This window comes from Streptomyces achromogenes (assembly GCF_030816715.1).
Classification (GTDB): domain Bacteria; phylum Actinomycetota; class Actinomycetes; order Streptomycetales; family Streptomycetaceae; genus Streptomyces; species Streptomyces achromogenes_A.
Map to the genome: position 1 here is coordinate 8,549,991 of NZ_JAUSYH010000001.1, position 24,314 is coordinate 8,574,304.

The window sequence follows — 24,314 nt, forward strand, 5'->3', positions numbered from 1 at the left end:
CGAGGGCGCAGCGCTCACCCCGGGGCCGCCCGGGTCCGCGTCAGCGCTGCGCTTCGCCGGCGTGGACCAGACCGGTCTCGTAGGCGATGACGACCAGCTGGGCGCGGTCGCGGGCGCCCAGTTTGGTCATCGCGCGGTTGGCGTGCGTCTTCGCGGTGACCGGGGTGACGAAGAGTCGTTCGGCGATCTCGTCGTTGGACAGGCCGGTCGCGACCAATGCCGTCACCTCGCGTTCCCGGGGAGTCAGCGCGGCCAGCCGCGCGGGGTCCACGAGGTCACCGGGGGAGGGGTGGGAGAGGACCCGCGCGATGAGGCCCTTGGTGGCCGTGGGGGAGAGCAACGCCTCGCCGGCGGCGACGAGGCGGACGGCGTCGAGGAGCTGGTCAGGCTCGATGCCCTTGCCGAGGAAGCCGCTGGCGCCGGCCCGGAGCGCGTCCACGACGAGTTCGTCCTCCTCGAAGGTGGTCAGGACGAGGACCTTGACGCCGGCCATGTCCTCGTCCCGGCCGATCAGCCGGGTCGCCTCGATGCCGTCGACCTCGGGCATCCGGATGTCCATGACCACGACGTCGGCGCGTTCGCTGCGCGCCAGCAGTGCCGCCTCGCGGCCGTTGGACGCCTCGGCGACGACCTCCATGTCCGGCTGTGCGTCGAGGAGCAGCCGGAAGGTGCCCCGCAGCAGGGCCTGGTCGTCGGCGAGCAGAACGCGGATCGTCATGGGCGGGGTGTCCTCACGGGTCGTCAGACTGTTGCGGGGGCCAGGGTGAGCGGCAGGTCGGCGACGACCTGGAAGCCGCCTTCGGGCCGGGGGCCCGCGGTGACGGTCCCGCCGATGGCGGTGGCGCGCTCCCGCATGCCGATCAGCCCGTGGCCGGTGCCCGCGGCCGCGGGCGCGCCGGGTCGTCCGTCGTCGGTCACGGTGACCCGGAGCGTGTGCGGGCCGTACTCCAGCGTCACGGCGGCCAGTGTGGCGGACGCGTGCTTGTGTGTGTTGGTGAGCGCTTCCTGGACGATGCGGTAGGCGGTCAGCTCGGTCGCGGGGGCCTGCGGCGCGGGCGTGCCGGTGCGGGACACCCGTACGCGCAGCCCGCTCGCGTGGAACCCCGCGGCGAGGGTGTCGAGATCGGCGAGCCGGGGGATGGGGGCCCGGGTGCCGGGGGCGTCGTCGATCTGGCGCAACAGGCCCACGGTGGCCCGCAGTTCGTCGAGCGCGGCGCGACTGTTGTCCTTGATGTGGGCCAACGCCTCGTACGCCTGGTCGGGGTTGGCGCGCATGAGGTGGTGGGCCACTCCCGCCTGGGCGTTGACCAGGGTGATGTGATGGGCGACGACGTCGTGCAGATCGCGGGCGATGCGCACCCGTTCCTCGGCGACGCGGCGCCTGGCTTCTTCCTCCTGCGTGCTTTCGGCGCGTGCCGCGCGTTCCCTGGCCTCGGCGAGGTGGTCGCGGCGGTTGCGGACGGCGCGGCCCAGCGCGGTGGCGGCGATCGCGAAGTCGAACCGCAGCAGGGCGGCCCCGCCCACCAGGGACTCCGTGTGAGAGCCGGCGTGGACCCCGGTGATCGCCACGGCCGCGACGATGCCGACGGTCCACGCGGTGCGCCGGCTGCCGAGCACGGCGAGGGTGTACAGGGCGACGAGGCCGGCCCCGGGGATCCTGTCGGCGCTCGGGGCGAGGGCCATCAGGGTGAGTCCGGTCGCCAGCGTGACGAGGGCGACGGGCAGCGGCCACCGGCTGCGGACGACCAGGGGCAGGCAGGACAGCGCCGTCCACACCGCCTCCTGCCAGCGCGGCTCGTGCCAGGAGGAATCGCCGACGGCGGTCGCCGCCGTGGCCACCACGATCAGCGGCACTGCCGGGAGCGCGTCGCGCACACGGTCATGACGGGCGAGCCACTGGCGCCACACCATACTCACGTCCATTTCCTCACTCTAAGCAGCGCGGGCCGGCCGAAGGACGGGTCGCCCCGCCCGCCCGGCCGGCCCGCGCGTTCGTCGTCGGTCCGTCGGTCCGTCGGTCCGTCGGTCCGCCGTGTCGGACGGCCTTATTCGGCCACGCCCGCGGTCTGCGGCTCGCGCACCGGGAGCGGCTCCCGCGCCGGCTCGTCCGCGGGGCCTTCGACGGACACGTGGGGGAGGGCCCTGTCCAGGCGGCGGGGCAGCCACCAGTTGGCGCGTCCGCACAGGTGCATGAGCGCGGGCACGAGGACCATGCGGATCAGCAGGGCGTCGACGGCGACGGCCACCGCGAGGCTGACGCCGAACTCGGCGATGACCCGCATGCCGCCGAAGACGAAGGAGCCGAAGACGCAGACCATGATGGTGGCGGCGACGGCGATCACCTTGCCGGTCTCGGCTTGGCCGACCCGGACCGCCCGGCGGCTGTCGCCGGTGTGGGCCCATTCCTCGCGCATCCGGCTGACCAGGAAGACCTGGTAGTCCATCGACAGGCCGAACATGATGCCGACGACCAGGATCGGCACGAACGACTCGATCGGTCCGCCCGCACCGAGGCCGAGGGCCCCCGCGCCGAAGCCGTACTGGAAGACCACGACGATCGCGCCGAAGGCCACCCCGATGCTGAGGATGTTGAGCACCGCGCCCACGGCAGGGATGAGCAGGCTGCGGAAGGCGATCGTCAGCAGCAGGAAGCCGAGTGCGGCGATCACCAGCACGAACAGCGGGAGTTTGGACATCAGCACCGAGGCGAAGTCGTCGTTGCTCGCGGTGACACCGCCCACGTAGACCTTCATGGACGTGCCCCGCTCGGCCGGCGGGATCACCTTGTCGCGCAGACGGTGGATCAGGTCGGAGGTGGCCGCGGACTGGGGCGAGGTGGTCGGGACGACGGAGATCACCCCGACCCTCTGCCCCTCCCGCATCGGGGCCGCGGAGGCACTGGCGACGCCGTCGGCCTTCTCGAGCGCGGTGACCAGCTTCGCCGCGGCCGCCTTGTCGGCGGCGTCGGAGGTCTGCACGGCGAGGACGAGCGGCCCGTTGAAGCCCGGCCCGAACCCTTCCGCGATCATGTCGTAGGCCTGGCGGTTCGTCGAGGCGGTCGGGAGGTTGCCGTCGTCGGACGCGCCGAGGCGCAGCGAAAGCGTGGGGAAGGCGAGCGCTACCAGCACGGCGAGGGCGACCAGGGCCAGCGTCCTGGGTCGGGCCTGGACCTGCTCGGCCCACCGGGCCCACAGACCCGGCCGCCGGGAGGACCGCCGCCGTGCCTCCCCGGTGAGTCCCCGGCGTTCCCCGCGGCCGAGGACGCGCAGTCCGATCATGCCGAGCAGTGCGGGCAGCAGGGTGACGGCGGCCAGCACGGTCAGGACGACGGTGACGGCGGCGCCGATGGCCATGCCGTTGATGATGCCGACGTTCAGGGTGAGCATGCCGAGCAGCGCGACGACGACGGTCAGACCGGCGAACAGCACGGCGCGGCCCGACGTGTCGAGCGACTTGGCGATCGACTCGGGGACGGTCATGCCCGCCGTCAGGTTGGCGCGGTGCCGGTTGACGATGAACAGGGCGTAGTCGATGCCCACGCCGAGGCCGATCAGCGAGCCGAGGGTCAGTGTGGTGTCGGAGAGGGTGATGACGTGGCTGAGCAGGATCACCGCCACCGCGGAGGTGCCGACGCCCACGACGGCCGTGATGATGGGCAGCGCCGCCACCCACACCGCCCTGAAGACGAACAGCAGCACGATGAAGGCGAGGATGATGCCCATGGCGTCGGCGACCGGGTTCGGCTTCGGGTTGACGGTGAACGCCTGCCCGTTGAGCGCGATGTGCAGGCTCCCCGAGGCCGGCTCGGCGGCGAGGTCCTTCACGTGGTCGATCTGGGCGTCGGCCACCTCCTGGTCGAAGGCGACCGTTGCGTAGGCGGTCCTGCCGTCCCTGCTGATCTGCCCCTTGCCGACCGGCGTGTAGGGGCTGCTCACCGAGGCGACGCCCGGCGCGTCGGCGATCTCCTTCAGCGTGTCGGTCATGGTCTGCTCGGTGGCGGGCTCGGTGACCCGGCCGCCGCCGCTCAACTGCCAGACCACCCGTCCGCTCTTGCCCGCCGCGCTGTTGGCTGCCTGTTGCAGCAGGGCCGTCGCCTTCGCCGAGTCGGTGTCCTGTGAGGTGGGGCTGTTGCCGAACGCGCTGCCGGCCGCACCGACCCCGGCTCCCAGGGCGACCAGCAGGCCCACCCAGGCCAGGACCACGGCGAGCCGGTGCCGATGGCACCAGCGGGCAAGAGGGGACATCGACGAGCCTTTCGAGCGGAGCGTCACACGATCGGGCCGGCGATCTCGGCCCACCCTCACGCTCGCAGTTCCGCGCTCTCCCGTCGTTGGCCGTTCGTAGACACTTGCGTCTGCTGCGAGCGCAGTAGACGGGGTGGGTGCAGGCGTGCGTTCCCCGGTCGAGCGGGAGCCCGCGACGTGCGGGACCTGCGCCGCTGCGGGACGTGCGCCGCGCGTGGGGGTGCGTTCAGGCCCCGCGCAGGGCCGTCTCCAGGTGGCCCGCCCAGCGCAGGGCCGCTGTCACGCACTCCTCGGTCCTCGGCTGGAGGCGTCGCCGCGGTCCGACGACCTGGACGGCGGCGACGACCTCGTCGCCGAAGTCTCGGACCGGGACGGCGACGGAGTACAGAAGGGGTTCGGCCTCCTCGTCGACGATGGAGTAGCCGCGTCGGCGCGTCGCCTCCAGCCGGCTGAGGAAGTCGTCCAGGCCGGTCGGCGTGTTGGGGCCGTGGCGGACGAACTCCGTGCGGGCGAAGACCGCGGCCACCTCCTCGTCGTCGGCGTCGCTCAGCAGGGCCTGGCCGCAGTCGCTGCAGTAGGCCGGGAAGGGGCGGCCGATCCACGAGCCGAGCTGGCGGCTGCCGGGGGGCACCCGCTCGGCGACGGTGACGGTGGTGTCGCCCACCAGGACCCCGAGGTAGCAGCTCTCACCGGTCTCGGCGGCCATGCCCTCCAGGGCGGTGAGACCGTCCGTGCGCAGGCGGTGGGCCGTGAGGTCGCGCGCCGTCGCGTAGAGCCGCCAATGCGGTGCGAAGCCGCCCGAGACGTCGTCGCGGACGGCGAACTCCTCCGCCGTCATGGCGGTGAGCATGCGGGACAGCTGGCTGCGGTCGCGGTCCATCCGACGGGCCAGCTCCGAGACGGTCACGGCGGGGCCGTGCCGCCCTCCGTCGTCCGTGGCGCGGGCCAGCGCGGCCAGGGCGTCGAGCCCCTTCGTCACGCTCGAGTCCACGTGCTCCTCCGCCCTGCCGACGCGCGCCCGCGCGGAGCGTCGTCCCCGTGATCGTCGGTCCGCACTGTACCGCCGCCCCCAGTCGATCATGATGTGTGCGGTATCTGCATCTTGTCGTGCAATTAATGCACGCCTACTATCCTTGCATCAGCCGCCGCCGAAGCCGAGGGAGGACGTTCATGGCCACCACGACGATCACGCCGCACGCCGCCGGACCGGACCGGGAGACCGCCCGGACGTCCGTCCGCCGCCGGACGGTACGGACGATCAAGGTGTACTGGCCGGTCGCGACGGCGACGCTGACCGCCTGCGCGGAGGGCGACCTCGGGACGCTGCGCGCCGACGATTCCTTCGCCGCGCTGCTGCGGATCCTGGAGACCTCGCCTGAACTCGGTGACTTCGGCGCCTACGGCGACGTCTTCGAGGTGGCGTTCGGCGCCGAGGGGTTCACCGTCCGGCCCGGCGCCCGCCCCGCGCTCGGCTCGGTCGGCGGCAGGTTCCTGTCCCCGACGCTCGCCGTCACCACCTACGTCGACGCCGCGACGACCGACGACGACCTGGCGCGCGTCCTCGCCCGCCTCACCGACGCCCACCCCTGGGAGATCCCGGTGATCGAGCTCTCCGCCCCGCTGGACCTCGTCTCCCGCGCCTGACCCGTCACCGTCACCATCACCGCCCAGGCACGCGCGGTCACCCGTCCGGCCGGACCCGCCGAGCCGGTCGAGCCCGGCCGGACCGTCGGACATCGCCGAGAAAGAGGACGAGCACGCATGACGCAGCACACCAACGCCGCCGTCGAACCGCCGCTGTGGGCCCTGCACCGGGAACTGATCGGCAAGACGGTCCGCACCGACCTCACCCACGCCTTCCACCCCGGTCAGCCGCACTTCCCCGCCTTCCCGGACGAGCAGCGGGAGACGCCCTTCGACATGTCCCGCGGCGACGGCTTCACCGTGCACCTGTACACGATCGTCGGGCAGTGGGGCACCCACGTCGACCCGCCCGTCCACTTCGTGGCCGGCGCACGGTCCCTGGACGACATACCCGTCGACGAGATGATCCTGCCGCTCGTCGTCCTCGACATCACCGAGCGCGTCTCGGCGGACCCGGACGCCGTACCGACCCTGGACGACGTGGCGGCCTGGGAGGCCCGCCACGGCCGCGTCCCGGAAGGGGCGTTCGTCGCGCTGCGCACCGGCTGGGGCCGCCGCTGGCCGGACCCGGCCGCCATGGCCAACAAGGACGAGGCGGGTGTGAGCCACTACCCGGGCTGGTCCGCCGAGGTGCTGCGCCACCTCTTCGAGGAGGCCCGCGTCACCGCGATCGGGCACGAGCAGACCGACACCGACCCCGGACTGGCCACCTCCGCGGGCGACTTCAGCCTGGAGCGGTACGTCCTGCAACGGGACCGGTGGCAGATCGAGCTGATGGCCCACCTCGACCGGGTGCCGGAGGCGGGCGCGCTGATCGTCGCCACCTGGCCCAAACCGCGGGGCGGCTCCGGCTTCCCGGCCCGGGTCTTCGCCCTGCACCAGGAAGGCTGAAAGCGGTTGTAGGGTGCGAAGGTGACGACGAACGGTCCCGCACCCCGACAGCAGGGCCCGGGAACGGCCGCCTCGCTGCGGATGGCCCTGCGCATGGTCAACACCGTCCTGGACCGCGAAGCGTCCGGCCGTACCGGCTTCAACGTCAGCAGGCTCGCCGACGAGGTCGGCGTCGAGCGCAGCAAGGCGTCACGCACCACGCAGGATCTGTGCGACAAGGGCTTCCTCGCACGCCTCGACGACTCGACGCTGCGCGCCGGGGACGCGTTCTTCGCCACCGCCGCGTCCCTGCACCCCGGCCTGCTCCGCCGCAGCCGCCCCCTCCTGCGCCGCCTCGCCGTCGAGCACGGCGCCGGCGCCCGGCTCTCCGTCCGTGACGGCGTCCAGGTCCGGCTGCTGCGCGCCGAATCCGCCGCGGGCGCGTCCCAGGAGTGGCAGAGCCGGACGGCTCTCGTCACCCCGTGCTGGTGCACCGGCGCCGGCCGCGCCCTCCTCCTCGACCACACCGCCGAGGACATCACCGCGCTGCTCGACGACTACGAACTGATCGGCGTCGGCGGCCCGAACGCGGCCCACTCCGCCGAGGAGGTCGCCGCCGCCAACGACCGCGACCGCCGGCGCGGCGTCGTCGCGGCGCACGGTGAGTTCGAACACGGCGTGACCGAGTACGCCGTACCCGTGCGCGACGGGAACGCCCACATCCGGGCCGTCGTGTCGGTCGTCGGCAGGCAGCGGGACCTGCTGCCGCACGAGCGCAGGATCCGCACCGACCTCACCGCCGTCGCCGAGGCACTCGCGCGAAGCGTCACGGGTGACGACACACCGCGGTGACCACGGGCGCCGCGGCCCGTGAGCCGGGCCGGCGAGGAGCCCGGAGCCCGGAGAATCGCAGAACTTGACGACGGATCATGGCCGTTGCTCTCTGGTGGCGGCCGCTGTCACCGTGTAGCGTCGCTCCCAGATGTCGTGGTTGGCAGTACCTGCCCGCGCTGCGCGCGGGCGTTTTGCTGTGCAGTGCCGGACCAAGGCGATCACCTCCGGGGCCGCGCGGTGCGGTGCCCGACATTGACTGGAAGGCACCAGCATGGCCAGCGGAACTGTGAAGTGGTTCAACGCCGAAAAGGGCTTCGGCTTCATCGCCCAGGACGGCGGCGGACCGGACGTCTTCGCCCACTACTCCAACATCAACGCCTCCGGCTTCCGTGAGCTCCAGGAAGGCCAGGCGGTCACCTTCGACATCACCCAGGGCCAGAAGGGCCCGCAGGCGGAGAACATCACCCCCGCCTGACCCTCGCACGGCCATCAGGTCCCGGAGCGCTTCCTGCTCCGGGACCTGATGGCATGTCCGGCCCCCGATCACCGACCCACCCGTTCCGGCCGCGACGGAGATCGTCCCGTGCGCGGCTGTCGCGCATGACGGGCGACATCCGGGCAATGCGCCTGGTGTGATACGCGTGGGAATCGTCGTTCTGACCCTGTTGACCGCCCTCGGAGCCGTGGCCGCGGCGGTCGGGGTCTCGCCCGCCTGGTGGTTCGCCGCCCTACCGCTCACCCTGGTGGGTGCGCTGGGAGCCCGGGACCTGCTGCAGCGCCGGCACTCGGTGCTGCGCAACTACCCCGTCCTCGGCCACGCCCGCTTCCTCCTGGAGCGCATCCGCCCGGAGTTGCAGCAGTACTTCATCGAGCGGAACTACGACGGACGCCCCTTCGACCGGGACGTGCGCAGCATCGTCTACGAGCGCGCCAAGGGCACCGACGCGGAGGAGCCGTTCGGCACCGAACGGGACGTGTACCAGCCCGGTCACGAGTTCCTGGTCCCGTCGATGACCCCGTGCCCGGTGCCGGAGACCCCGCCACGCGTGCGGATCGGTGGTCCACACTGCGGCCGGCCCTACGACATGGCACTGCTGAACGTCTCGGCGATGAGCTTCGGCTCACTGTCCGCGAACGCGGTCCTCGCACTAAACGGGGGCGCAGCCGCCGGGGGCTTCGCCCACGACACCGGTGAGGGCGGACTCTCCGCACACCACCTCCGCCCGGGAGGCGACCTCGTCTGGGAGATCGGCACCGGCTACTTCGGCTGCCGAACCGAGAAGGGTGACTTCGACGCCGCCGAGTTCGCCGACAAGGCCGCGCACGACCACGTCAAGTGCGTCTCGCTGAAACTGTCGCAGGGCGCGAAGCCCGGCATCGGCGGAGTCCTGCCGGGAGCCAAGGTGAACGCCGAGATCGCCCGGGTCCGGGACGTGCCCGAGGGACGGACGGTCGTCTCACCGCCGTACCACCGGGTGTTCTCCACGCCCCGTGAACTCGTGCGCTTCATCGCCCGCATGCGCGAGTTGTCCGGCGGCAAGCCGGCCGGCTTCAAGCTGTGCGTGGGCTCCCGCCGGCAGTTCCTGGCCGTCTGCAAGGCCATGCTGGAGGAGGGCACGGCGCCCGACTTCATCGTGGTGGACGGCGCCGAGGGCGGCACCGGCGCGGCGCCGCTGGAGTTCGCCGACCACGTGGGCACACCGCTCACCGAAGGCCTGCTCACCGTGCACAACGCCCTCGTCGGCGCGGGCCTGCGCGACCAGGTGCGGATCGGAGCGAGCGGCAAGATCGCCACCGGCGCCGACCTGGTCAAACGCCTGGTGCAGGGCGCCGACTACGGCAACGCCGCCCGCGCGATGATGTTCGCCGTCGGCTGCATCCAGGCCCAGCGATGCCACACCAACACCTGCCCCACCGGCGTCACCACCCAGGACCCCCGCCGCGCCCGAGCCCTCGACGTCCCCGACAAGACGGCGCGCGTGCGGCGCTTCCAGGAGGCGACCGTGGCCGGCGCGCTGCAGATCATGGCGTCCATGGGGGTCACCGACCCCGCGCAACTGCGCCCCCACATGCTCCGTCGGCGCGTCGACCCCTGCACCGAGCGCTCCTACGAGGAGTTGTACGAGTGGCTTGCGCCCGGGCAGCTCCTCGCCGAACCGCCCGACTCCTGGGCGGCCGACTGGCGGGCCGCCGACCCCGACCGCTTCACCGTCTGAACCGGAGGACCCACATGACCCGTACCGTTGCCCGCGTCATCGTCGACGCGCTGAGCGAGCTCGGCGTGCGCCAGGTGTTCGGCGTCGTGGGAGACGCCCTCAACCCCCTCACCGACACCATCCGCACCACCGACGGCCTCGAGTGGGTCGGCTGCCGCCACGAGGAGGCGGCCGCGTTCGCCGCGAGCGCCCAGTCACAGCTCACCGGCACGCTCGGCGTGTGCATGGGCACGGTCGGACCCGGCTCCGTCCACCTCCTCAACGGGCTGTACGACGCGGCGAAGAGTCACGCGCCGGTCCTGGCGATCGCCGGTCAGGTACCGCTCGCCGAACTCGGCAGCGACTACTTCCAGGAAGTCGACAACGACGCCCTCTTCAGCGACGTGGCCGTCTTCCGCGCGACCATCACCTCCCCCGACCAGCTTCCCCGGATGCTGGAGACGGCGGTGCGTCACGCACTCGGCCGCAAGGGCGTCGCCGTCCTCACCGTGCCGGGAGACCTGGGCGAGCAGCAGCTGCCCTCCGACCGGCCGGCCCGCTTCTCCCTGAACGCTCCGGTGAGCCGCCCCGACGCGGCGGCCGTGCGCCGCGCCGCCGAACTCCTCGACCGCTCCGAACGGGTCACCCTCCTCGTCGGCGAAGGCGCCCGGGCCGCCCGCGAAGACGTCCTCACCCTCGCCGACCGGCTGGCCGCGCCCATGGTGCTCACCCTGAAGGCCAAGGCGGGCTTCGAGGGCGACGACAACCCCTTCCAGGTCGGCCAGACGGGACTGATCGGCAATCCCGCAGCCGCGGCGGCCCTCCAGGACGCGGACACACTCCTGCTGCTCGGCACGGACTTCCCCTACCGGGACTGGTATCCCGAGGGCCGGACCGTCGTCCAGATCGACACCGAGGCCACGCACATCGGACGCCGCGTACCGGTCGACGTCGGACTCGTGGGGGACACCGGCGCCGGTGTGCGCGACCTCCTGGACCACCTCACCGCCGCGCCCGCCGGGTCGGACGGAGCACGCGAGCGCTCGCATCTGGAGAAGGCGCGCGAACGCTTCGACCACTGGCGCGCGGGGCAGGCCCGGCTCGCCGACCCGTCCCACGACAAGGGTGTCCTCGGACGCGTCCGGTCCGCGCTGGACAACCGTGCCCACGACATCCGCCCCGAGGCGCTGGCCGCCGCGGTCGACCGGATCGCCGCCGACGACGCCGTCTTCACCTCCGACACCGGCATGGCCACGGTGTGGCTCTCGCGCTTCGTCGAGATGCGCGGCGGACGACGCCTCATCGGCTCCTACAACCTCGGCTCGATGGCCAACGCCATGCCCCAGGCGCTCGGCGCCCAGTGCCTGGACCGTGAGCGCCAGGTGGTGGCGTTCTGCGGCGACGGCGGACTCAGCATGCTGCTCGGCGATCTGATGACCCTGAAGACGTATCGCCTTCCCGTCAAACTCGTCGTCTTCGACAACCGCCGGCTGGGCATGGTGAAACTCGAACAGGAACAGGCCGGTCTGCCCGAGTTCGGCACCGTGCTCGACAACCCGGACTTCGCCGCCGTGGCGGAAGCCATGGGCATCACCGGCATCCGGGTGACCGACCCGGCCGACCTGGACGGCGCCGTACGGCGTGCCTTCCACAGTCCGGGACCGGTCCTTCTGGACGTCCTCACCAATCCCGACGAGATCGCGGTGCCGGCCAAGCCGACGGTCGAACAGGGTTGGGGGTTCGCGGTCGCCAAGGTGAAGGAAGTCGTACGAAGTCACGGGGAGCCGGGCGGCAACTGACGGAAGTAACAGGAATGCCGGTCGACGTCGGGGGTACACGCGTCAGTGCCGGACGACGGACCGGCGACCGGAAACCGATCGATGGGGAGGGCACATGCCGGCGACGACGACCGTGCAGACCGCTGGACAGACGGTGGACGTACCGGAGATCGCAGACCCTTCCAAGGTCGCGCCGAGGGACGCGCGGAAGTTGTCGAAGTTGTTCTTCGACCAGCTCGCGGTGCTGGAGGAGGGGACGCCGGAGTACCAGTACGCGCGGAACACGCTGATCGAGATGAACATGTCTCTGGTCCGGTTCGCGGCCGGCCGGTTCCGCAGTCGGGGGCCGGAGGAGATGGAGGACATCGTCCAGGTCGGCATGATCGGTCTGATCAAGGCGATCGACCGGTTCGAGCTGACCCGTGAGGTCGAGTTCACCTCGTTCGCGGTGCCGTACATCGTGGGTGAGATCAAGCGGTTCTTCCGGGACACCACGTGGGCCGTCCATGTGCCGCGCCGGCTGCAGGAGGCCCGCGTCCAACTCGCCCGCGCCAAGGAGGAACTGCGCAGCCGCCTCGGTCGTACGCCCACCACCAAGGAGCTCGCCGAGCTGATGAGCCTGCCCGAGGACGAGGTCGTCGAGGCCCAACTGGCCTCCAACGGCTACACGTCGGCCTCCCTCGACGCGGCGATCAACGGCAGCGAGGACGGCGAGGCGGCGCTGGCGGACTTCATCGGCGACGAGGACGCCGCCCTGGGCCTGATCGAGGACTTCCACGCGCTCGCCCCGATGATCGCCGAACTCGACGAACGCGACCGCAGGATCATCCACTGGCGGTTCGTCGAGGAGCTCACCCAGGCCCAGATCGGCGAACGCCTCGGCGTCTCCCAGATGCACGTCTCCCGGCTGATCTCCCGTCTCCTGGCCCGCCTGCGGGAAGGCATGCTCAGCACCGCCTGACGGCAACGGACCTCGCACCGGGACGACTCGCCGGCGGAGTGCTGCCGTATCGTTCGGCCCATGAGGCACGGCAGAGGATCCGGCCCGGTGGCCCGATGAGCGGCTGGTGGGCCTATCTGGAGGAAGGGACCCGCCGGGAGGTCGACGCCGAGGTGCTGCGCGATCGCCGGGTGATGGCGATCAAGGTCGTCCGGGAGGCCCTGCGACCGCTGGAACTGGATCTGCGGGAGGCGGAGAAGGTCGTCCACGCGCGCTACGCGGCCCTCGGCGACCGCGTGCGGTACCGGTCACCCGATCCACTCGACACCCCTTCACTCGCTGCCCGCGCCGCGTCGCTGCCGGGCCGGGTGGTGGCGGTCGAGGCCCTGTGGGACGGCGACACCGTCCACGACTGGTTCGTGGTGCTGGTCGCGGTCCTGGACGACGACCCGCGCGGGGAAGCCGATCTGGCCATCGTCCACCACCGCCGTGGCGGGCCCGCTCCGGGCGCGGCAGCCGCCGCGGCGGGCCGGGCCCTGGCCGACCTCCTGGGGGTGCCGTTCCACTTCCCCTCCCCGGACGCCCCCGACGACGAGGCCCCACGCCTGCGAACGGTCCGGCCGGGGCCCGGAACGCCGTGAGCCGGGAGCCCGGGCCGCCCGTGTGCGTGCGGACGCGGGCCGCTCAGGCGTTCTGCCTGGCGCGCGAAGAGGGAACCCTACGCACGGATCAACTCGCCGCGCCTCGCGGCCCGGTCAGGCAGGCTGCCACAGCTCGACCCGATTGCCCTCGGGATCGACCACCCAGCCGAACCGGCCGACCCCCTCCATGTCCTGCGTCTCCTCGGTCACGTCCGCTCCCAGGGCACGCAGCTGCGCGAGCATCGCGTCGAGGTCGCGCACCCGGAAGTTCAGCATGGACTGCTGGGTGCGGGACCCGAAGTAGTCGGTCCCGGAGTCGAACGTCGCGAACACCGTCGGACCGCTCTGCTGACGCCACAGACCGTGCTCGTCGGCGTCCAGACCCAGACATTCGCGGTACCACGCACCCAAGGCCGCGGGGTCTGCGGCCCGCAGGAAATATCCACCGATTCCCAGCACACGTTCCATGGCCGCCATCCTGCCAGGATTCGGGGAACGGGGGCTGTCGCACGGGCCCGGCCTGCCGTCTTGACCAGGCGGGAAGAGGCGCAGCAGGTGACGTTGCGGAGATCCGGGGAAGAAGATGCGGCAGCCGATGGGAGGTTGCTGTGGAGGGTGGAGATCTTGAACTGGGCGAATTGCTGGCCGCTGCGGAGGCGGCGCCGCCCGGTGAGTCCGTGGACGTGGTGGCGCACGACCTGCAGAAGCGGTTCGGAGCGGAGCGGGTGTCCTTCCTGTTCGTCGACCTGGTCGGCCAGCGGCTGGTGCGCCTCGCCGCGGCCGATGCCGACGTCGCGGACCACGACGAGCCGACGGACCTGCTGGGCAGCGTCTACGACAGTGTTCTGCGCAGCCAACGCCAGCATGTGGAACCGGCCGGGCAGGACGGACGGCGGGTCATCACGCCGGTCACCAACCGCGGCGACTGCATCGGCGTCCTGGAGGTGACGCTGCAGTCCGTCGACGACACCGTGCTCCGGCAGGTGCGCGACGCGGCCCACGCGCTGGCCTACATCATCGTCACGGACCGCCGCTTCACCGATCTCTACCACCTGGGCCGGCGCACCACCGAGACGAGCCTGGCCGCGGAGATCCAGCACCAGCTGCTGCCCTCCGCCCCCTGCTGCGAGGCGGAGCAGTTCACCCTCGCCGCCGGGCTGGTCCCGGCCGACGACATCGGTGGCGACACCTACGACTACACGCTCGACCGCGACACCCTCCACCTGTCCATCACCGACGCCATGGGCCACGACACGAACTCGGCTCTGCTGGCCACCTTGCTCATCGGCGCGCTGCGACGGGCGCGCCGCAGCGGCTGTGACGCGCTGAAACAGGCCAACCACGCGCATCAGGCCCTGCTGAGCCACAGCCGCGGTCTGGCCACCGGACAGCTGCTGTGCGTCGAACTCGACACCGGACTGTGCGAGCTGGTCAACGCCGGCCATCCCCGGCCGCTGCTGCTGCGCGACGGCACCGTCGAAGAGCTGAAACTCGCCGTCAACCTGCCGTTCGGTGTGGCCGCGCCCACCTCCTACCGCCTCCAAGAGCTACACCTGCTTCCCGGGGACCGCTTGGTCCTGCTCACCGACGGCATGCAGGAGCGCGGCGCCGCGGCCGCCGACCTGACCTCGATCGTCCACGAGACCCGCGACCTGCACCCACGGGAAGCAGTCCGGCGCCTGACCGCCGCGGTGCTCGAGGCCTGCCACGGCAACCTCAGGGACGACGCCACGGTGCTGATACTGGACTGGCACGGCAGTCGGCGCAGACAGGCCGAGGAGAGACCCGGCCCGCGGTGATGCCCACAGCGGGCCTCTCCTTGCGTGCGGTAAACCGAGGGGAGCGGCGTGCGGCGCGTCCCCGAGGTCCCGGGTCACCAGTAGTGACGCCGCCCGGCGACGGCGTGTCCCATCGCGCCGAGAACCCACAGCACCGCTCCCACGACGACCAGGATGACTCCGATGGTCCACAGGAAGGCGATGCCGGCGACGAGACCGATGACGAGCAGGATGACACCCAGGATGATCATGGCTTCCCCTTGGGGAGCGGTTGGCTGCCGAGCCGCGAGCGGCGGGGCTTGTGACGAGTGAGGAACGGGGGTTTCCGGGGGTGACGAACGGTGGCGATCGCCCTGCCCGTGTCCGATGGGGAGGCCGGCTCCGAGTACCCGCTTTCGCCGGGCCGTGAACGGGACCGGCGCGGTCGAATCGGCCGACCGCCCGGTTCTCCGCCGGGGCCGGTCGGCCGGCGGCGGCCGGGTGAGGGGACCCGGCGGCTGGTGGAGGGCCGGGCGCCACAGGCTGAGCCGGGCGGCCCCGCGTAACCTGTCCGGCCCAGCCCGCAGGCGGGCGGTCCGGCAGGCTGGTCAACTGGGCGGAGGACTTCGCACCTCGTCGCCTCACCGCAAGGGACGTCAGCATGGCCATCGTCGTGGTTCTCGAGATGCCGGGGATGACCCAGGCCCAGTACGAGCAGAGCGCGGACAAGGTGGCCGGCCGCCCCGGCCCGGTCAGGAGCCCCGCCGACTGGCCGGTGGCCGGGCTCATCTCGCACACGTCCGCCCCCATGGACGGCGGCTGGCTCGTCGTGGACGTCTGGGAGTCGGAGGAGGCGTTCCGGGAGTTCGGCAAGACCCTCCTGCCGATCCTGCAGGAACTGGGTCTCCACGACGTGCAGCCGCGGACCTACCCGGTGTTCAACGTGGTCACCCGGTAGCCGATCCGCCACACCGTGGTCTGCCACGGCGACGGACCACCGTCACCGCCGCTCACCGGACAGGGCCTTGGAACAGGCCTGGAGATCGATCTCCCGGGTGCCCCGTCCGCACGGACGGGGCACCCGTCGTGTAGAAACGGACGGGCCCGGACAGCGCGGGCCCGTCCACCACGAGGGGGAGACACATGACGGACACGACAGGAGCGGCCGCCGCGTTCGCGGAGATCTCGGTCACGACCCTTGCGGACGTCCTCGGCCGCGAGCAGGTCATGGGCACGGGCATACGTCCGCTGTGGTCGCCGGTGCCCCGCGTGGCCGGGCCGGCGTTCACCGTGCGATGCCCGCCGGGCGACAACCTCATGCTGCACGCGGCCATCCACCGAGCGGAACGCGGCGCCGTCATCGTCGTCGAGTCGGGCGACCTGGACTACGCGCTGGCCGGGGGCAACGTGTGCGCCGTCGCGCAGCGGCGGGGTGTGGCGGCCTTCGTCGCCGACGGGCTCATCCGTGATCTGGGGGAGGTCAGGGAGATGGGCTTCCCCGTGTTCGCCCGAGGGGTGATCCCCTTCCCCGGCAGCAAGAAGGCGGTCGAGCCGCTCAACGCCCCGGTGCGCTGCGCCGGAGTCGCCGTGCGCCCCGGTGACATCGTCGTCGCCGACGAGGAAGGCATCGTGATCGTCCCCTTCGCCCGCACGCAGGACACGCTCACCGCGGCCCGCGCCAAGCTCGCCGAGGAGGCGGGCGAGACCCTCGACATGTGGGAGACGGCCCACCGCACCCGCATCGAGGAGATCCTGCGCGCCCAGGGCCACGAGGGCTGACACGCTCATCCGCGCCCCCGCCGGGCCCCGCCCGCCCAGACGGCCCGCCCGCGGTTCCCCGCCCCGCCGTCCGCAGGAGGCTCAGTCGAGACAGAACTCGTTGCCCTCGACGTCCTGCATAGGGAGGCACGACTCGTTGTCCTCGTCGGCGGGCAGGAGCCGTCCGTGTACCGCGCCGAGCGCGACCAGCCGTGCGCACTCCGCCTCGAGCCTGGCCAGGCGCTCCTCACCCACGAGCCCGGTGCCGACACGCACGTCGAGATGCACCCGGTTCTTCACGACCCTGCCTTCGGGAACACGCTGGAAGAACAGCCGCGGACCGACACCCGAGGGGTCCTCGCACGCGGCCCACGCACCCCGCTCCGCGGCCGGCAGTGAGCGGTTGAAGTCGTCCCAGGTGGCGAACTCCCCGGGCGGCGCGGGCAGGACGTACCCCAGCACCTCGCACCAAAAGCGGGCGACCCGCTCGGGATTCGCGCAGTCGAAGGTGACTTGGAATTCCTTGACCGATGCCATCGGCCCACCGTAACAGGGGGCTCGGCCGCCTTCGCACGGAGTGTCATCAGCCCACGCCCGCCGGGGACTTCGGGCCGTGGACCGCTGGGCTAGGGTGCTCACCGCGCCCACCACAGGAGAGATCATGGAGTCCGCCGCGGAGTCACCGACGACCAGCAGCACGCCGTGGGGGATCGCGCCTTTCCGGCGGTTCCTCTCGGCCCAGCTCATCTCGGCGACCGGCTCCGCGATGGCGCCCCTCGCCCTGGCCTACTCCGTGATCGAGCAGGGTGGGGGAGCGGGTTCCCTCGGCCTCGTGCTCGCCACGAACACCGTCCCCATGATCGTGTTCCTGGTGGCCGGGGGCGTCTTCGCGGACCGTCTGTCCCGAAGCCGGCTGCTCTTTCTCGGCAATCTGCTGGCTGCGGGCGCCCAGGGAGTGCTGGCCGTGTCGGTGGCCACGGGGCATGCGACGACGGCCTCGATCGCGGCCTGCGGCTTCGTGGCGGGTGCCGCGGCCTCGTTCACCGGGCCGGCCGGGCAGGGCGCCGTCGCGCAGATCGTGCCCGCGGAGCATCTGCAACAGGCCAACGCGTTGCTCAGACTGCCGACCAACGCGGTCAAGGTACTGGCCCCCGTCGTCGGAGGGTTCGTCGTCGCCGCAAGCGGCGCGGCATGGGCGCTGGCCTGGGACGCGTTCACGTTCGCCGCGGCGGCCGTCCTGCTGCTCGGTCTGCGTCTGGACGCCCCGCTCACCACATCCGCCGGCGCGCTGGCGGATCTGCGGGCCGGCTGGACGAGCTTCTGGTCGCGCACCTGGTTGTGGACCTATACGGCCGCGGGCACCGTCCTCGTCGCGGCGTGGCTGGCGGGTTTCCAGCTTCTCGGCCCCCTCGTCGCCGCGTCGCAGTACGCGGGGGCGCGCGACTGGGGTCTGATCCAGGCGGCCTTCGCCTCCGGGCTGCTGGCGGGAACCGTCGTATGCCTGCGCTGGAAGCCGTACCGACTGCTCATGGTCGCGGTCGCCACCGGCGGTGCGCTCGTGCTCCCCCTGGCGGCCATGGCCCGGGGGCTGCCGCTGCCGCTCGTGCTGGTGGCCGCCCTGCTGGCCGGAATCGGACTCGACGTCGCCGTCGTCACGTGGACCACCGCGTTCCAGCAGCATGTGCCACAGGCGGAACAGGGCCGGCTGATCGCGTTCAACGGGATCGGGGAACGTCTGGCCATCCCCGTCGGCTACCTCGTCACCGCCCTTGCGGTCCACTCCTTCGACGCGCGGACGGTGCTGCTGGCATGCGCGGCGATGATCGCCGCTGCGACCGTGCTCAACCTCTGCGTGCCGGCCGTGCACCGTGTCAACCGCGTGACTCCGGTCGACCGGCCGAGGACGACGAACGACCGTCGCGAGGTGGAACAGGCATAGCGGCCCCGACGGCGTCGGATCTCGCCCGGGTCATGGGGCCAGGTCGCGTTCGTCCTTGAGGCGAACCGTCAGGTCGGGCCAGTGCGCGCACCACCGCGTCAGATCGTCCGCGGCCGGCGGCCCTTGGGTGCGCAGTGAGGTGAGCGGCAGGAAACGGACGAGCGTCCCGGTGGTGCCGTCGGCATCGAGCGGGTCCAGGTCACTCACGGGGACGCCGTGCTCGTAGCGCCGGGTCCAGGCACCGTGGTGACGGCGGTTGGTGTGAACCAGCCACTCACTGAGCGCCGCCACTACGGACATCCCGCGACGCGGATGGCCGTCCGGAAGCCGCTGCGCGTCCGGGAAGTCGAAGAACCGCAGGTCCTTCGACGCCATCACCGGCTTCTTCACCGCCCGACCGTGGGCGTCGACCCGGGTGTCAGTGCCTCGCCCGTCGTCGGCCACGGACACGGAGCCGTCGCGGTGCAGTGTGACGAGGCACCGGCCGCCCGCCCGATGGGACGCCTCGTCGGCGGCGTAGGCGACGACTTCGAGGACGAGGTGCGCGGGACCGCCAGGGGCAAAGGTCCGCGGCTCTCGGCGAATCCGGGCGAGATGGTCCAGATCCACGGTGCGGGCCCAGTCGTGGGTGGTGTTGGCCCAGGAGGCCGTTGCTTCGTCCATCCCGAAAGTATCCGGCACCCCGCTCCGGGGACGCACTCCTCTCCCGCACGGACGGCGATCCCCGGACTCCGCCGGAGGCGAGCACACCAGGACCCCCGCGCCCGTCCTACCCCTGGACCGGTTCCGGCGCCTTGAACGCGTGCAGGGGAGCGACGGCGAGGGTCTGTTCCGCGTCGTACGCCTCGAAGGTGCCGACGCGCTGGAAACCGAGACGGGCGGCGAGCCGAAGCGAACGTTCGTTGGCGGTCTGCGTCACGATCAGGACCGGCTGGTCGGGCAGTTCGCCGGCCGCGACCCGCAACGCGGCCGCGCCGGCCTCGAGAGCCAGCCCCGCACCCCAACTGCCGCGCCGGAGAACGTAGCTCAGCTCCAGCTCCGCGCCTTCCTCGGTGACGTGCCCGGGAAGGTCGGGGGAGCGGCGGTCGAGCACGAGCGTCCCGACGCAGCGGTCGGATTCCCTGTCGGCGACGACAAAGGTGCCGGGCCTGGCGGCGACGGCGCCGATGCCGTTCGCGTCGAAGTACTGCTCGACGGTGCTCCGGGGCCGTGGGCCGCCGAGGTGGGCCCTGACCTGCGGATCGGTCAGGAGCTCGATGAAGGCGTCGATGTCGCCGTCGTGCGCGGTGCGCAGCCGGAGGCGGTCCGTGCGGATCTCCGTGGCGGACAGCGTGGGTAACGGGTTCATGCCGGGTATTGTCCTGTCTCCCGCCGAGCGGACTCACTCGGGCGGTACGTCCGGGAAAGGCGAGGCGTCCGCTCAGTCTCCCGTCGTTCCGGGGGCGAGCTCCTTGCTGTAGACCGTGGAACTGCGCCGGACCGTCATGCCGATCCGCTTGTACAGCGACAGCGCTCCGGTGTCCGAATGGGTCCACAACGTGCAGGTCCGCATCCCGTTGACGTAGAAGGCGCGGAACGCCTCCCGCAGCAGCATGCGCGCGATCCCCCGGTTGCGGTGGTCGTGCCGTACGGCGACACGCTCGACATATCCTTCGTCCCCGCCCGGGCCGTTCAGCGACAGCACCGCGCCGACCATCCGGTCGCCCGCGAAGGCGATCGGCGACGCAGCCGGCTCGAACGTCGCGCGCCCGACGGTGTGCAGGGCCCACTCCTCGTAGGACTGCCGCCGTTGCTGCCACTCGTCGAACGCGTCCTCGGCGAGCCGGTGCACCGCGTGCCCGTCGCCGGGCCGGAACGGCCGGACCAGGATCCCTTCGGGCGGCTCGGGCACCACCGGCTCCTCGGGCATCGCGATCTCCAGGAGCCACTCCGTGACCAGTGGGGAGTATCCGCTCGACCGGAGCAGCGCGACGGCCGCCCGATCGCTGTCCGAGACGGTCTGGGCGAGTCGATCGCCGCCCCTGCGGCGGGCCCGGGCCTCGGCCCAGGCGAGCAGCGACCGGCCGAGTCCCCGGCCCAGGTGGTCGGGGTGGACATCGACCGTGGACCGTCGCCCCCGCACCCACGCCCAGCCGGCCAACCGGCCGCCGTCGTCGTGCATGAGCACCGTGTCGTACGCGAGATCCAGACCCGGCTGACGGAGATCGGCGGCGATGCCGTCGGCGTCGGTCGTGGCACGGTCGTGCAGCCGGTGTTCGCACGCGGCGACCAGGCGGTGGATTTCCCGGGCGTCGGCAGTGGTCGCCGGGCGGCTCCGGCAGCCGGCCTGCGAGCGGAAAAAGGGAGAGGCGGACATAGGCGAACCCTGCGCCGTCCCCAGCCGCCTGTCGACCCGATTTCCCTCGCCTGCGCCACGCAAGGTGCCGGCGAGCGGACTTCCGGCCCCGTCGCGTCCCGCTGCATGATGGTGACATGATCACCGTTCATCTGACCTACGAGATCGACGCCGACAAGGTGGAGGACTTCGAGGAATACGGCCGCCGCTGGGTCGGGCTGGTCAACCGCTTCGGCGGGACGCACCACGGCTACTTCCTGCCGAGTGAGGGCGACAGCGACATCGCGTACGCCCTCTTCTCGTTTCCCAGCCTCGCCGCGTACGAGCGGTACCGCACGGACAGCGTGTCCGATCCGGGGTGCCAGGAGGCCTTCGAACTGGCTCGCCGAACACGCTGCATCAGGCGGTACGAACGCCGCTTCCTCCGCCCGCTCGACGGCGTGTCGTAGGCCCCTGGACGGCGCGTCCCCCTGTGGTCCCGCGCGCGTCGACCGAGGCCACCGGGGACGTCCGATCGGTCAGGACAGGATCTCGACGTACCCGTCGGTCGCGTGCACGCGGATCCGCTGCCCGTCCCGGATCAGCCGCGTGGCCTGTTCCACGCCCACGACGGCCGGCAGTCCGTACTCCCGGGCGATCACCGCGCCGTGGGTCATCAGCCCGCCCACCTCCGTCACGAGGCCCGTGATCCCGACGAAGAGCGGCGACCAGCTGGGATCGGTGTACGTGGTGACCAGGATGTCGCCCGTCTCGAGATCGGCCTCCGCCATGTCGAGGACGACGCGGGCCCTTCCCTCGACGATCCCGGCCGAGACCGGGAGGCCGGCCAGGGCGCCGGCCGGCACGTCGTCGCGTCGGTACGCCCCGGTGAGGGCCTCGCCGTCCGAGGTGAGGACCCGGGGCGGCGTCAGCGCGCGGTACGACCGGAAAGCGTCCTTGCGCTGCCGGACGAGCTGTTCGTCCACCTGGTTCGAGCGCGAGACGTGGTGGAACTCCTCAAACGTGAGATAGAAGACGTCCTCCTCCGCGGCGAGCACACCGGCCCGTACGAGGCGTCCGGCCTCCCTCAGAAGAGCCTGCTTGTAGAGGAAGTAGCGGCTGATGATGCCGTACTTGGGGTACTCCCGGTATCCGACGAAGGCTCGGACCTGGTCGATCATCCGCTCTGTCTCGTCGGCCTTGCGGTCACCGTCCGGCAGGGCCCGCAAGCGTGACAGCACCTCGGCCGCCTTCTTCCGCGCCTTCTGCCGGCCCTCCTCGAAGCGCCGCCCGGCGGCTCCGGGCTCGATGTTCCTGACGTTGTCGAGGATCACGGGCACGAGCGTGGTGGGGCGCTCGCGCCAGCGCGGTCGCGTGATGTCGATCTCGCCGACGCAGCGCATGCCGTACCGGTCGAGGTACGCCTCGATGGCGTCGCGCGCCTCGGCCCCGCCCGCGATGTGGGCCAGCCCATCGAGGAAGTTCTCGTCCCGGACGTCCTGCAGGAACGCCACCACCTCGGGATACGGGCGGATCACGTCGGCGACGTCGAGCAGCGCCAGTCCCATCTCCGACGTGATGTTGTCGGGGGCGGAGAGTGTGAGCGTGTCGGCCGCGTTCTTCTCGCCCAGCCACTCCCGCAGCCTGTCGTTGAGCCACCAGGTGCCCTCCATCGCCACCATGATCGCCCGGATGTTCAGCGGGTCGCTCAGGACGCGCTTGTGCTCCTCGAAGGCCTCCGACAGGAAGTCGAACAGTTCCGGCCCGCTCTTCGTGCGGATGTCGCGCTCCAGGGCTGCGACGGACGCCTCGCTGCGGCCGATCAGCTCGGCGACCACGGTTGGATCGGTCTCGGTCGGGTCGAACTCACCACCGACCGGTGGTCCGCCGGGTGCCGTGTCCGGGAGCGACGCCACGAAGCCGTCGCGCTCGAGGACGGTCTCCAGCGCGTCCCTGGTCAGCGGATCGCCCCTCCCGATGACGTCCAGGAGCCCGGCGCGGCTCGCGGGCGAGGCCAGACGCGGGGTGACGTCGACGAACAGCCGCCCCCCTGCCTCGTGCATCGGCACCATGGCCGTCAGCCGCCACATGGACAGCCCCAGGGGCTTCATGGCGTCGGTCATCATCTGCCCATGACCGACGGAGACGTAGACGTGGTTCTCCCGGTCGCCGGTCTCCCGGACGGGGATGGGGAACAGCGTCGTGATCGGCCGGCTCTGGACGATCCGGAAGTCGCCGTCGACCAGGCACCATTCGATGTCCTGCGGGCTGCCGAAGTGCGCCTCGATCCGCCGCCCGATCCCGACGAGCCGCACCGCCTGCGCATCCGTCAGCGCCGGCTGCTCCTGCCGCTGCGGGTCGACGGCCACCTCTCGTGTACCGCCGTCCGGCAGGGCGTGCAGGGCCCGGTGCTTGGCGGCGATCGTCCTGGCGACGACTTCGCCGTCCCGCACCCTGAAGACGTCCGGGTTCACCAGGCCGGAGACCAGCGCCTCGCCGAGGCCGAAGCCGGCGTCCACGGTGGCGACCTTGCGGTTGCCGGTGACGGGGTCGGCCGTGAACAGGATGCCGGACGCCTCGGGGAACACCATCTGCTGCACGACCACGGCCATGTGCACCGTGCGGTGGTCGATGCCGTTGCGCCGGCGGTACACCACGGCGCGCTCGGTGAACAGCGAGGCCCAGCACCGGCTGACGTGGCGGAGAACCGCCGCCGGCCCCACGACGTTCAGATACGTGTCCTGCTGGCCGGCGAAGGACGCCGTCGGAAGGTCCTCCGCCGTCGCGCTGGAGCGAACGGCGCAGGCGGTCCCCTCGCCCAGCTCGGCGAGCGCCCCGGCGATCGCCTTCGCCGATTCGCCCGGAACGACGACCTCTTCGATGGTCCGGCGGATCTCCGCACTCAGCGTGCGGATCGCCTCCCCGTCCTCCGGGTCCACACGCGACAACTCGTCGAGCCGATCGTCCATCGACGGCGCCTGCGCCATGATCTGCCGGAAGGCGTCCGTCGTCACGCAGAAGCCGGCCGGCACCCGGACACCGTCGATCCGCGACAGCCCGCCGAGGTTCGCACCCTTGCCGCCGACGGCCGCGACCTGCTTCTCGTCGACGTCGTGAAGATTCCACACGTACGGCCCGTTCATCGCCTTGCCTCCGCAGCAGTCGTGTCCCGTCGCACCGCACCGTCCGATCGCTTCGCCGGCGCGGACGCTCTCGGCGGCCGCACCGTTCCCACCGCTGGTCCGACGTCATCGCGTCCCCGGTACGTCGACAACACACGCACGTAAGTGGCCTCATTTCCGCAGGTTGTGGCTTCGGCCGACGATTTTGCGGCATCACCCGGGCCTTGCCGCAAGCCCCCCGGTGCGCTATACGTTGAGAAGGGCAAGGAGAGAGTTCC

The 24,314-nt window shown here is 71.7% G+C and carries 24 protein-coding genes; 13 read left to right on the forward strand and 11 right to left on the reverse strand.

Features of this window, described 5'->3' with window-relative positions; genetic code table 11:
- Positions 1 to 40: 40 nt before the first annotated feature.
- From QF032_RS37570 to QF032_RS37585, 4 genes are all read right to left on the reverse strand, one after another.
- A complete protein-coding gene (locus QF032_RS37570) occupies positions 41 to 718 on the reverse strand; it encodes a response regulator (RefSeq protein WP_307048979.1) in 678 nt (225 codons plus the stop codon).
- A 23-nt stretch (positions 719 to 741) separates the two neighbouring features.
- Entirely contained in the window at positions 742 to 1,923 is a 1,182-nt protein-coding gene (locus QF032_RS37575) for a sensor histidine kinase (RefSeq protein WP_307059591.1), read from the reverse strand.
- 122 nt (positions 1,924 to 2,045) lie between these two features.
- Positions 2,046 to 4,244 carry an MMPL family transporter gene (locus QF032_RS37580; RefSeq protein ID WP_307059593.1) on the reverse strand — a complete coding sequence of 733 codons (2,199 nt, stop codon included), beginning with the start codon at positions 4,242 to 4,244 and terminating at the stop codon, positions 2,046 to 2,048.
- A gap of 226 nt (positions 4,245 to 4,470) precedes the next feature.
- Positions 4,471 to 5,235, reverse strand: a complete 765-nt coding sequence (locus tag QF032_RS37585; protein ID WP_307059595.1) for an IclR family transcriptional regulator — start codon at positions 5,233 to 5,235, stop codon at positions 4,471 to 4,473.
- Positions 5,236 to 5,414: 179 nt separating this feature from the next.
- On the opposite strand from QF032_RS37585, the gene QF032_RS37590 reads away from it, so the two are divergent.
- The 8 genes from QF032_RS37590 to QF032_RS37625 all read left to right on the forward strand — a co-directional run bounded on the left by QF032_RS37590 (position 5,415) and on the right by QF032_RS37625 (position 13,146).
- Positions 5,415 to 5,888 carry a hypothetical protein gene (locus QF032_RS37590; protein WP_307059597.1) on the forward strand — a complete coding sequence of 158 codons (474 nt, stop codon included), beginning with the start codon at positions 5,415 to 5,417 and terminating at the stop codon, positions 5,886 to 5,888.
- A gap of 117 nt (positions 5,889 to 6,005) precedes the next feature.
- Positions 6,006 to 6,779 carry a cyclase family protein gene (locus QF032_RS37595; protein ID WP_307059599.1) on the forward strand — a complete coding sequence of 258 codons (774 nt, stop codon included), beginning with the start codon at positions 6,006 to 6,008 and terminating at the stop codon, positions 6,777 to 6,779.
- A gap of 21 nt (positions 6,780 to 6,800) precedes the next feature.
- A complete protein-coding gene (locus tag QF032_RS37600; protein ID WP_307048991.1) occupies positions 6,801 to 7,610 on the forward strand; it encodes an IclR family transcriptional regulator domain-containing protein in 810 nt (269 codons plus the stop codon).
- Positions 7,611 to 7,863: 253 nt separating this feature from the next.
- Complete coding sequence (locus QF032_RS37605) at positions 7,864 to 8,067, forward strand: cold-shock protein (protein ID WP_037751662.1); 204 nt, start codon at positions 7,864 to 7,866, stop codon at positions 8,065 to 8,067.
- 157 nt (positions 8,068 to 8,224) lie between these two features.
- On the forward strand, positions 8,225 to 9,808 hold the full coding sequence (locus QF032_RS37610) for an FMN-binding glutamate synthase family protein (RefSeq protein ID WP_307059601.1): 1,584 nt from the start codon (positions 8,225 to 8,227) through the stop codon (positions 9,806 to 9,808).
- Between the two features lie 14 nt (positions 9,809 to 9,822).
- Positions 9,823 to 11,586 (forward strand): thiamine pyrophosphate-dependent enzyme, encoded by a 1,764-nt coding sequence (locus QF032_RS37615; RefSeq protein ID WP_307059603.1) that lies wholly within the window; start codon positions 9,823 to 9,825, stop codon positions 11,584 to 11,586.
- Between the two features lie 94 nt (positions 11,587 to 11,680).
- Positions 11,681 to 12,526: an RNA polymerase sigma factor SigF gene (locus QF032_RS37620; RefSeq protein ID WP_306955599.1), complete on the forward strand. Its 846-nt coding sequence runs from the start codon at positions 11,681 to 11,683 to the stop codon at positions 12,524 to 12,526.
- Positions 12,527 to 12,621: 95 nt separating this feature from the next.
- On the forward strand, positions 12,622 to 13,146 hold the full coding sequence (locus QF032_RS37625) for a hypothetical protein (RefSeq protein WP_307059605.1): 525 nt from the start codon (positions 12,622 to 12,624) through the stop codon (positions 13,144 to 13,146).
- Positions 13,147 to 13,260: 114 nt separating this feature from the next.
- Here QF032_RS37625 and QF032_RS37630 read toward each other — a convergent pair whose 3' ends face one another.
- A complete protein-coding gene (locus QF032_RS37630; RefSeq protein WP_307049002.1) occupies positions 13,261 to 13,614 on the reverse strand; it encodes a VOC family protein in 354 nt (117 codons plus the stop codon).
- A gap of 140 nt (positions 13,615 to 13,754) precedes the next feature.
- Here QF032_RS37630 and QF032_RS37635 point away from each other — a divergent pair, with 140 nt between their 5' ends.
- Positions 13,755 to 14,945, forward strand: a complete 1,191-nt coding sequence (locus QF032_RS37635; RefSeq protein WP_307059607.1) for a PP2C family protein-serine/threonine phosphatase — start codon at positions 13,755 to 13,757, stop codon at positions 14,943 to 14,945.
- 74 nt (positions 14,946 to 15,019) lie between these two features.
- On the opposite strand, the gene QF032_RS37640 is transcribed toward QF032_RS37635, so the two are convergent.
- Positions 15,020 to 15,175 carry a DUF6131 family protein gene (locus tag QF032_RS37640; protein ID WP_306955606.1) on the reverse strand — a complete coding sequence of 52 codons (156 nt, stop codon included), beginning with the start codon at positions 15,173 to 15,175 and terminating at the stop codon, positions 15,020 to 15,022.
- A gap of 389 nt (positions 15,176 to 15,564) precedes the next feature.
- Between QF032_RS37640 and QF032_RS37645 the strand changes: the two genes are divergently transcribed.
- Complete coding sequence (locus QF032_RS37645; protein ID WP_307049007.1) at positions 15,565 to 15,861, forward strand: hypothetical protein; 297 nt, start codon at positions 15,565 to 15,567, stop codon at positions 15,859 to 15,861.
- A gap of 185 nt (positions 15,862 to 16,046) precedes the next feature.
- Positions 16,047 to 16,682, forward strand: coding sequence for an RraA family protein (locus QF032_RS37650; protein ID WP_307059609.1), 636 nt, complete (start codon positions 16,047 to 16,049; stop codon positions 16,680 to 16,682).
- Between the two features lie 81 nt (positions 16,683 to 16,763).
- On the opposite strand, the gene QF032_RS37655 is transcribed toward QF032_RS37650, so the two are convergent.
- The gene (locus tag QF032_RS37655) at positions 16,764 to 17,198 is read right to left on the reverse strand and encodes a VOC family protein (RefSeq protein WP_307059610.1); all 435 of its coding nucleotides are present in this window, start codon (positions 17,196 to 17,198) and stop codon (positions 16,764 to 16,766) included.
- 124 nt (positions 17,199 to 17,322) lie between these two features.
- On the opposite strand from QF032_RS37655, the gene QF032_RS37660 reads away from it, so the two are divergent.
- Positions 17,323 to 18,600, forward strand: coding sequence for an MFS transporter (locus tag QF032_RS37660; RefSeq protein ID WP_307059612.1), 1,278 nt, complete (start codon positions 17,323 to 17,325; stop codon positions 18,598 to 18,600).
- A gap of 30 nt (positions 18,601 to 18,630) precedes the next feature.
- Here the strand turns inward: QF032_RS37660 and QF032_RS37665 are convergent, their stop codons facing one another.
- From QF032_RS37665 to QF032_RS37675, 3 genes are all read right to left on the reverse strand, one after another.
- Complete coding sequence (locus tag QF032_RS37665; RefSeq protein ID WP_307059614.1) at positions 18,631 to 19,263, reverse strand: ATP-binding protein; 633 nt, start codon at positions 19,261 to 19,263, stop codon at positions 18,631 to 18,633.
- Positions 19,264 to 19,369: 106 nt separating this feature from the next.
- Entirely contained in the window at positions 19,370 to 19,948 is a 579-nt protein-coding gene (locus tag QF032_RS37670) for a GNAT family N-acetyltransferase (RefSeq protein ID WP_307049017.1), read from the reverse strand.
- Positions 19,949 to 20,020: 72 nt separating this feature from the next.
- Positions 20,021 to 20,956 (reverse strand): GNAT family N-acetyltransferase, encoded by a 936-nt coding sequence (locus QF032_RS37675; RefSeq protein WP_307059616.1) that lies wholly within the window; start codon positions 20,954 to 20,956, stop codon positions 20,021 to 20,023.
- 116 nt (positions 20,957 to 21,072) lie between these two features.
- On the opposite strand from QF032_RS37675, the gene QF032_RS37680 reads away from it, so the two are divergent.
- Complete coding sequence (locus QF032_RS37680; protein ID WP_307059618.1) at positions 21,073 to 21,384, forward strand: NIPSNAP family protein; 312 nt, start codon at positions 21,073 to 21,075, stop codon at positions 21,382 to 21,384.
- 69 nt (positions 21,385 to 21,453) lie between these two features.
- On the opposite strand, the gene rph is transcribed toward QF032_RS37680, so the two are convergent.
- The gene (gene rph, locus QF032_RS37685; protein ID WP_307059620.1) at positions 21,454 to 24,057 is read right to left on the reverse strand and encodes a rifamycin-inactivating phosphotransferase; all 2,604 of its coding nucleotides are present in this window, start codon (positions 24,055 to 24,057) and stop codon (positions 21,454 to 21,456) included.
- Positions 24,058 to 24,314 lie beyond the last annotated feature (257 nt).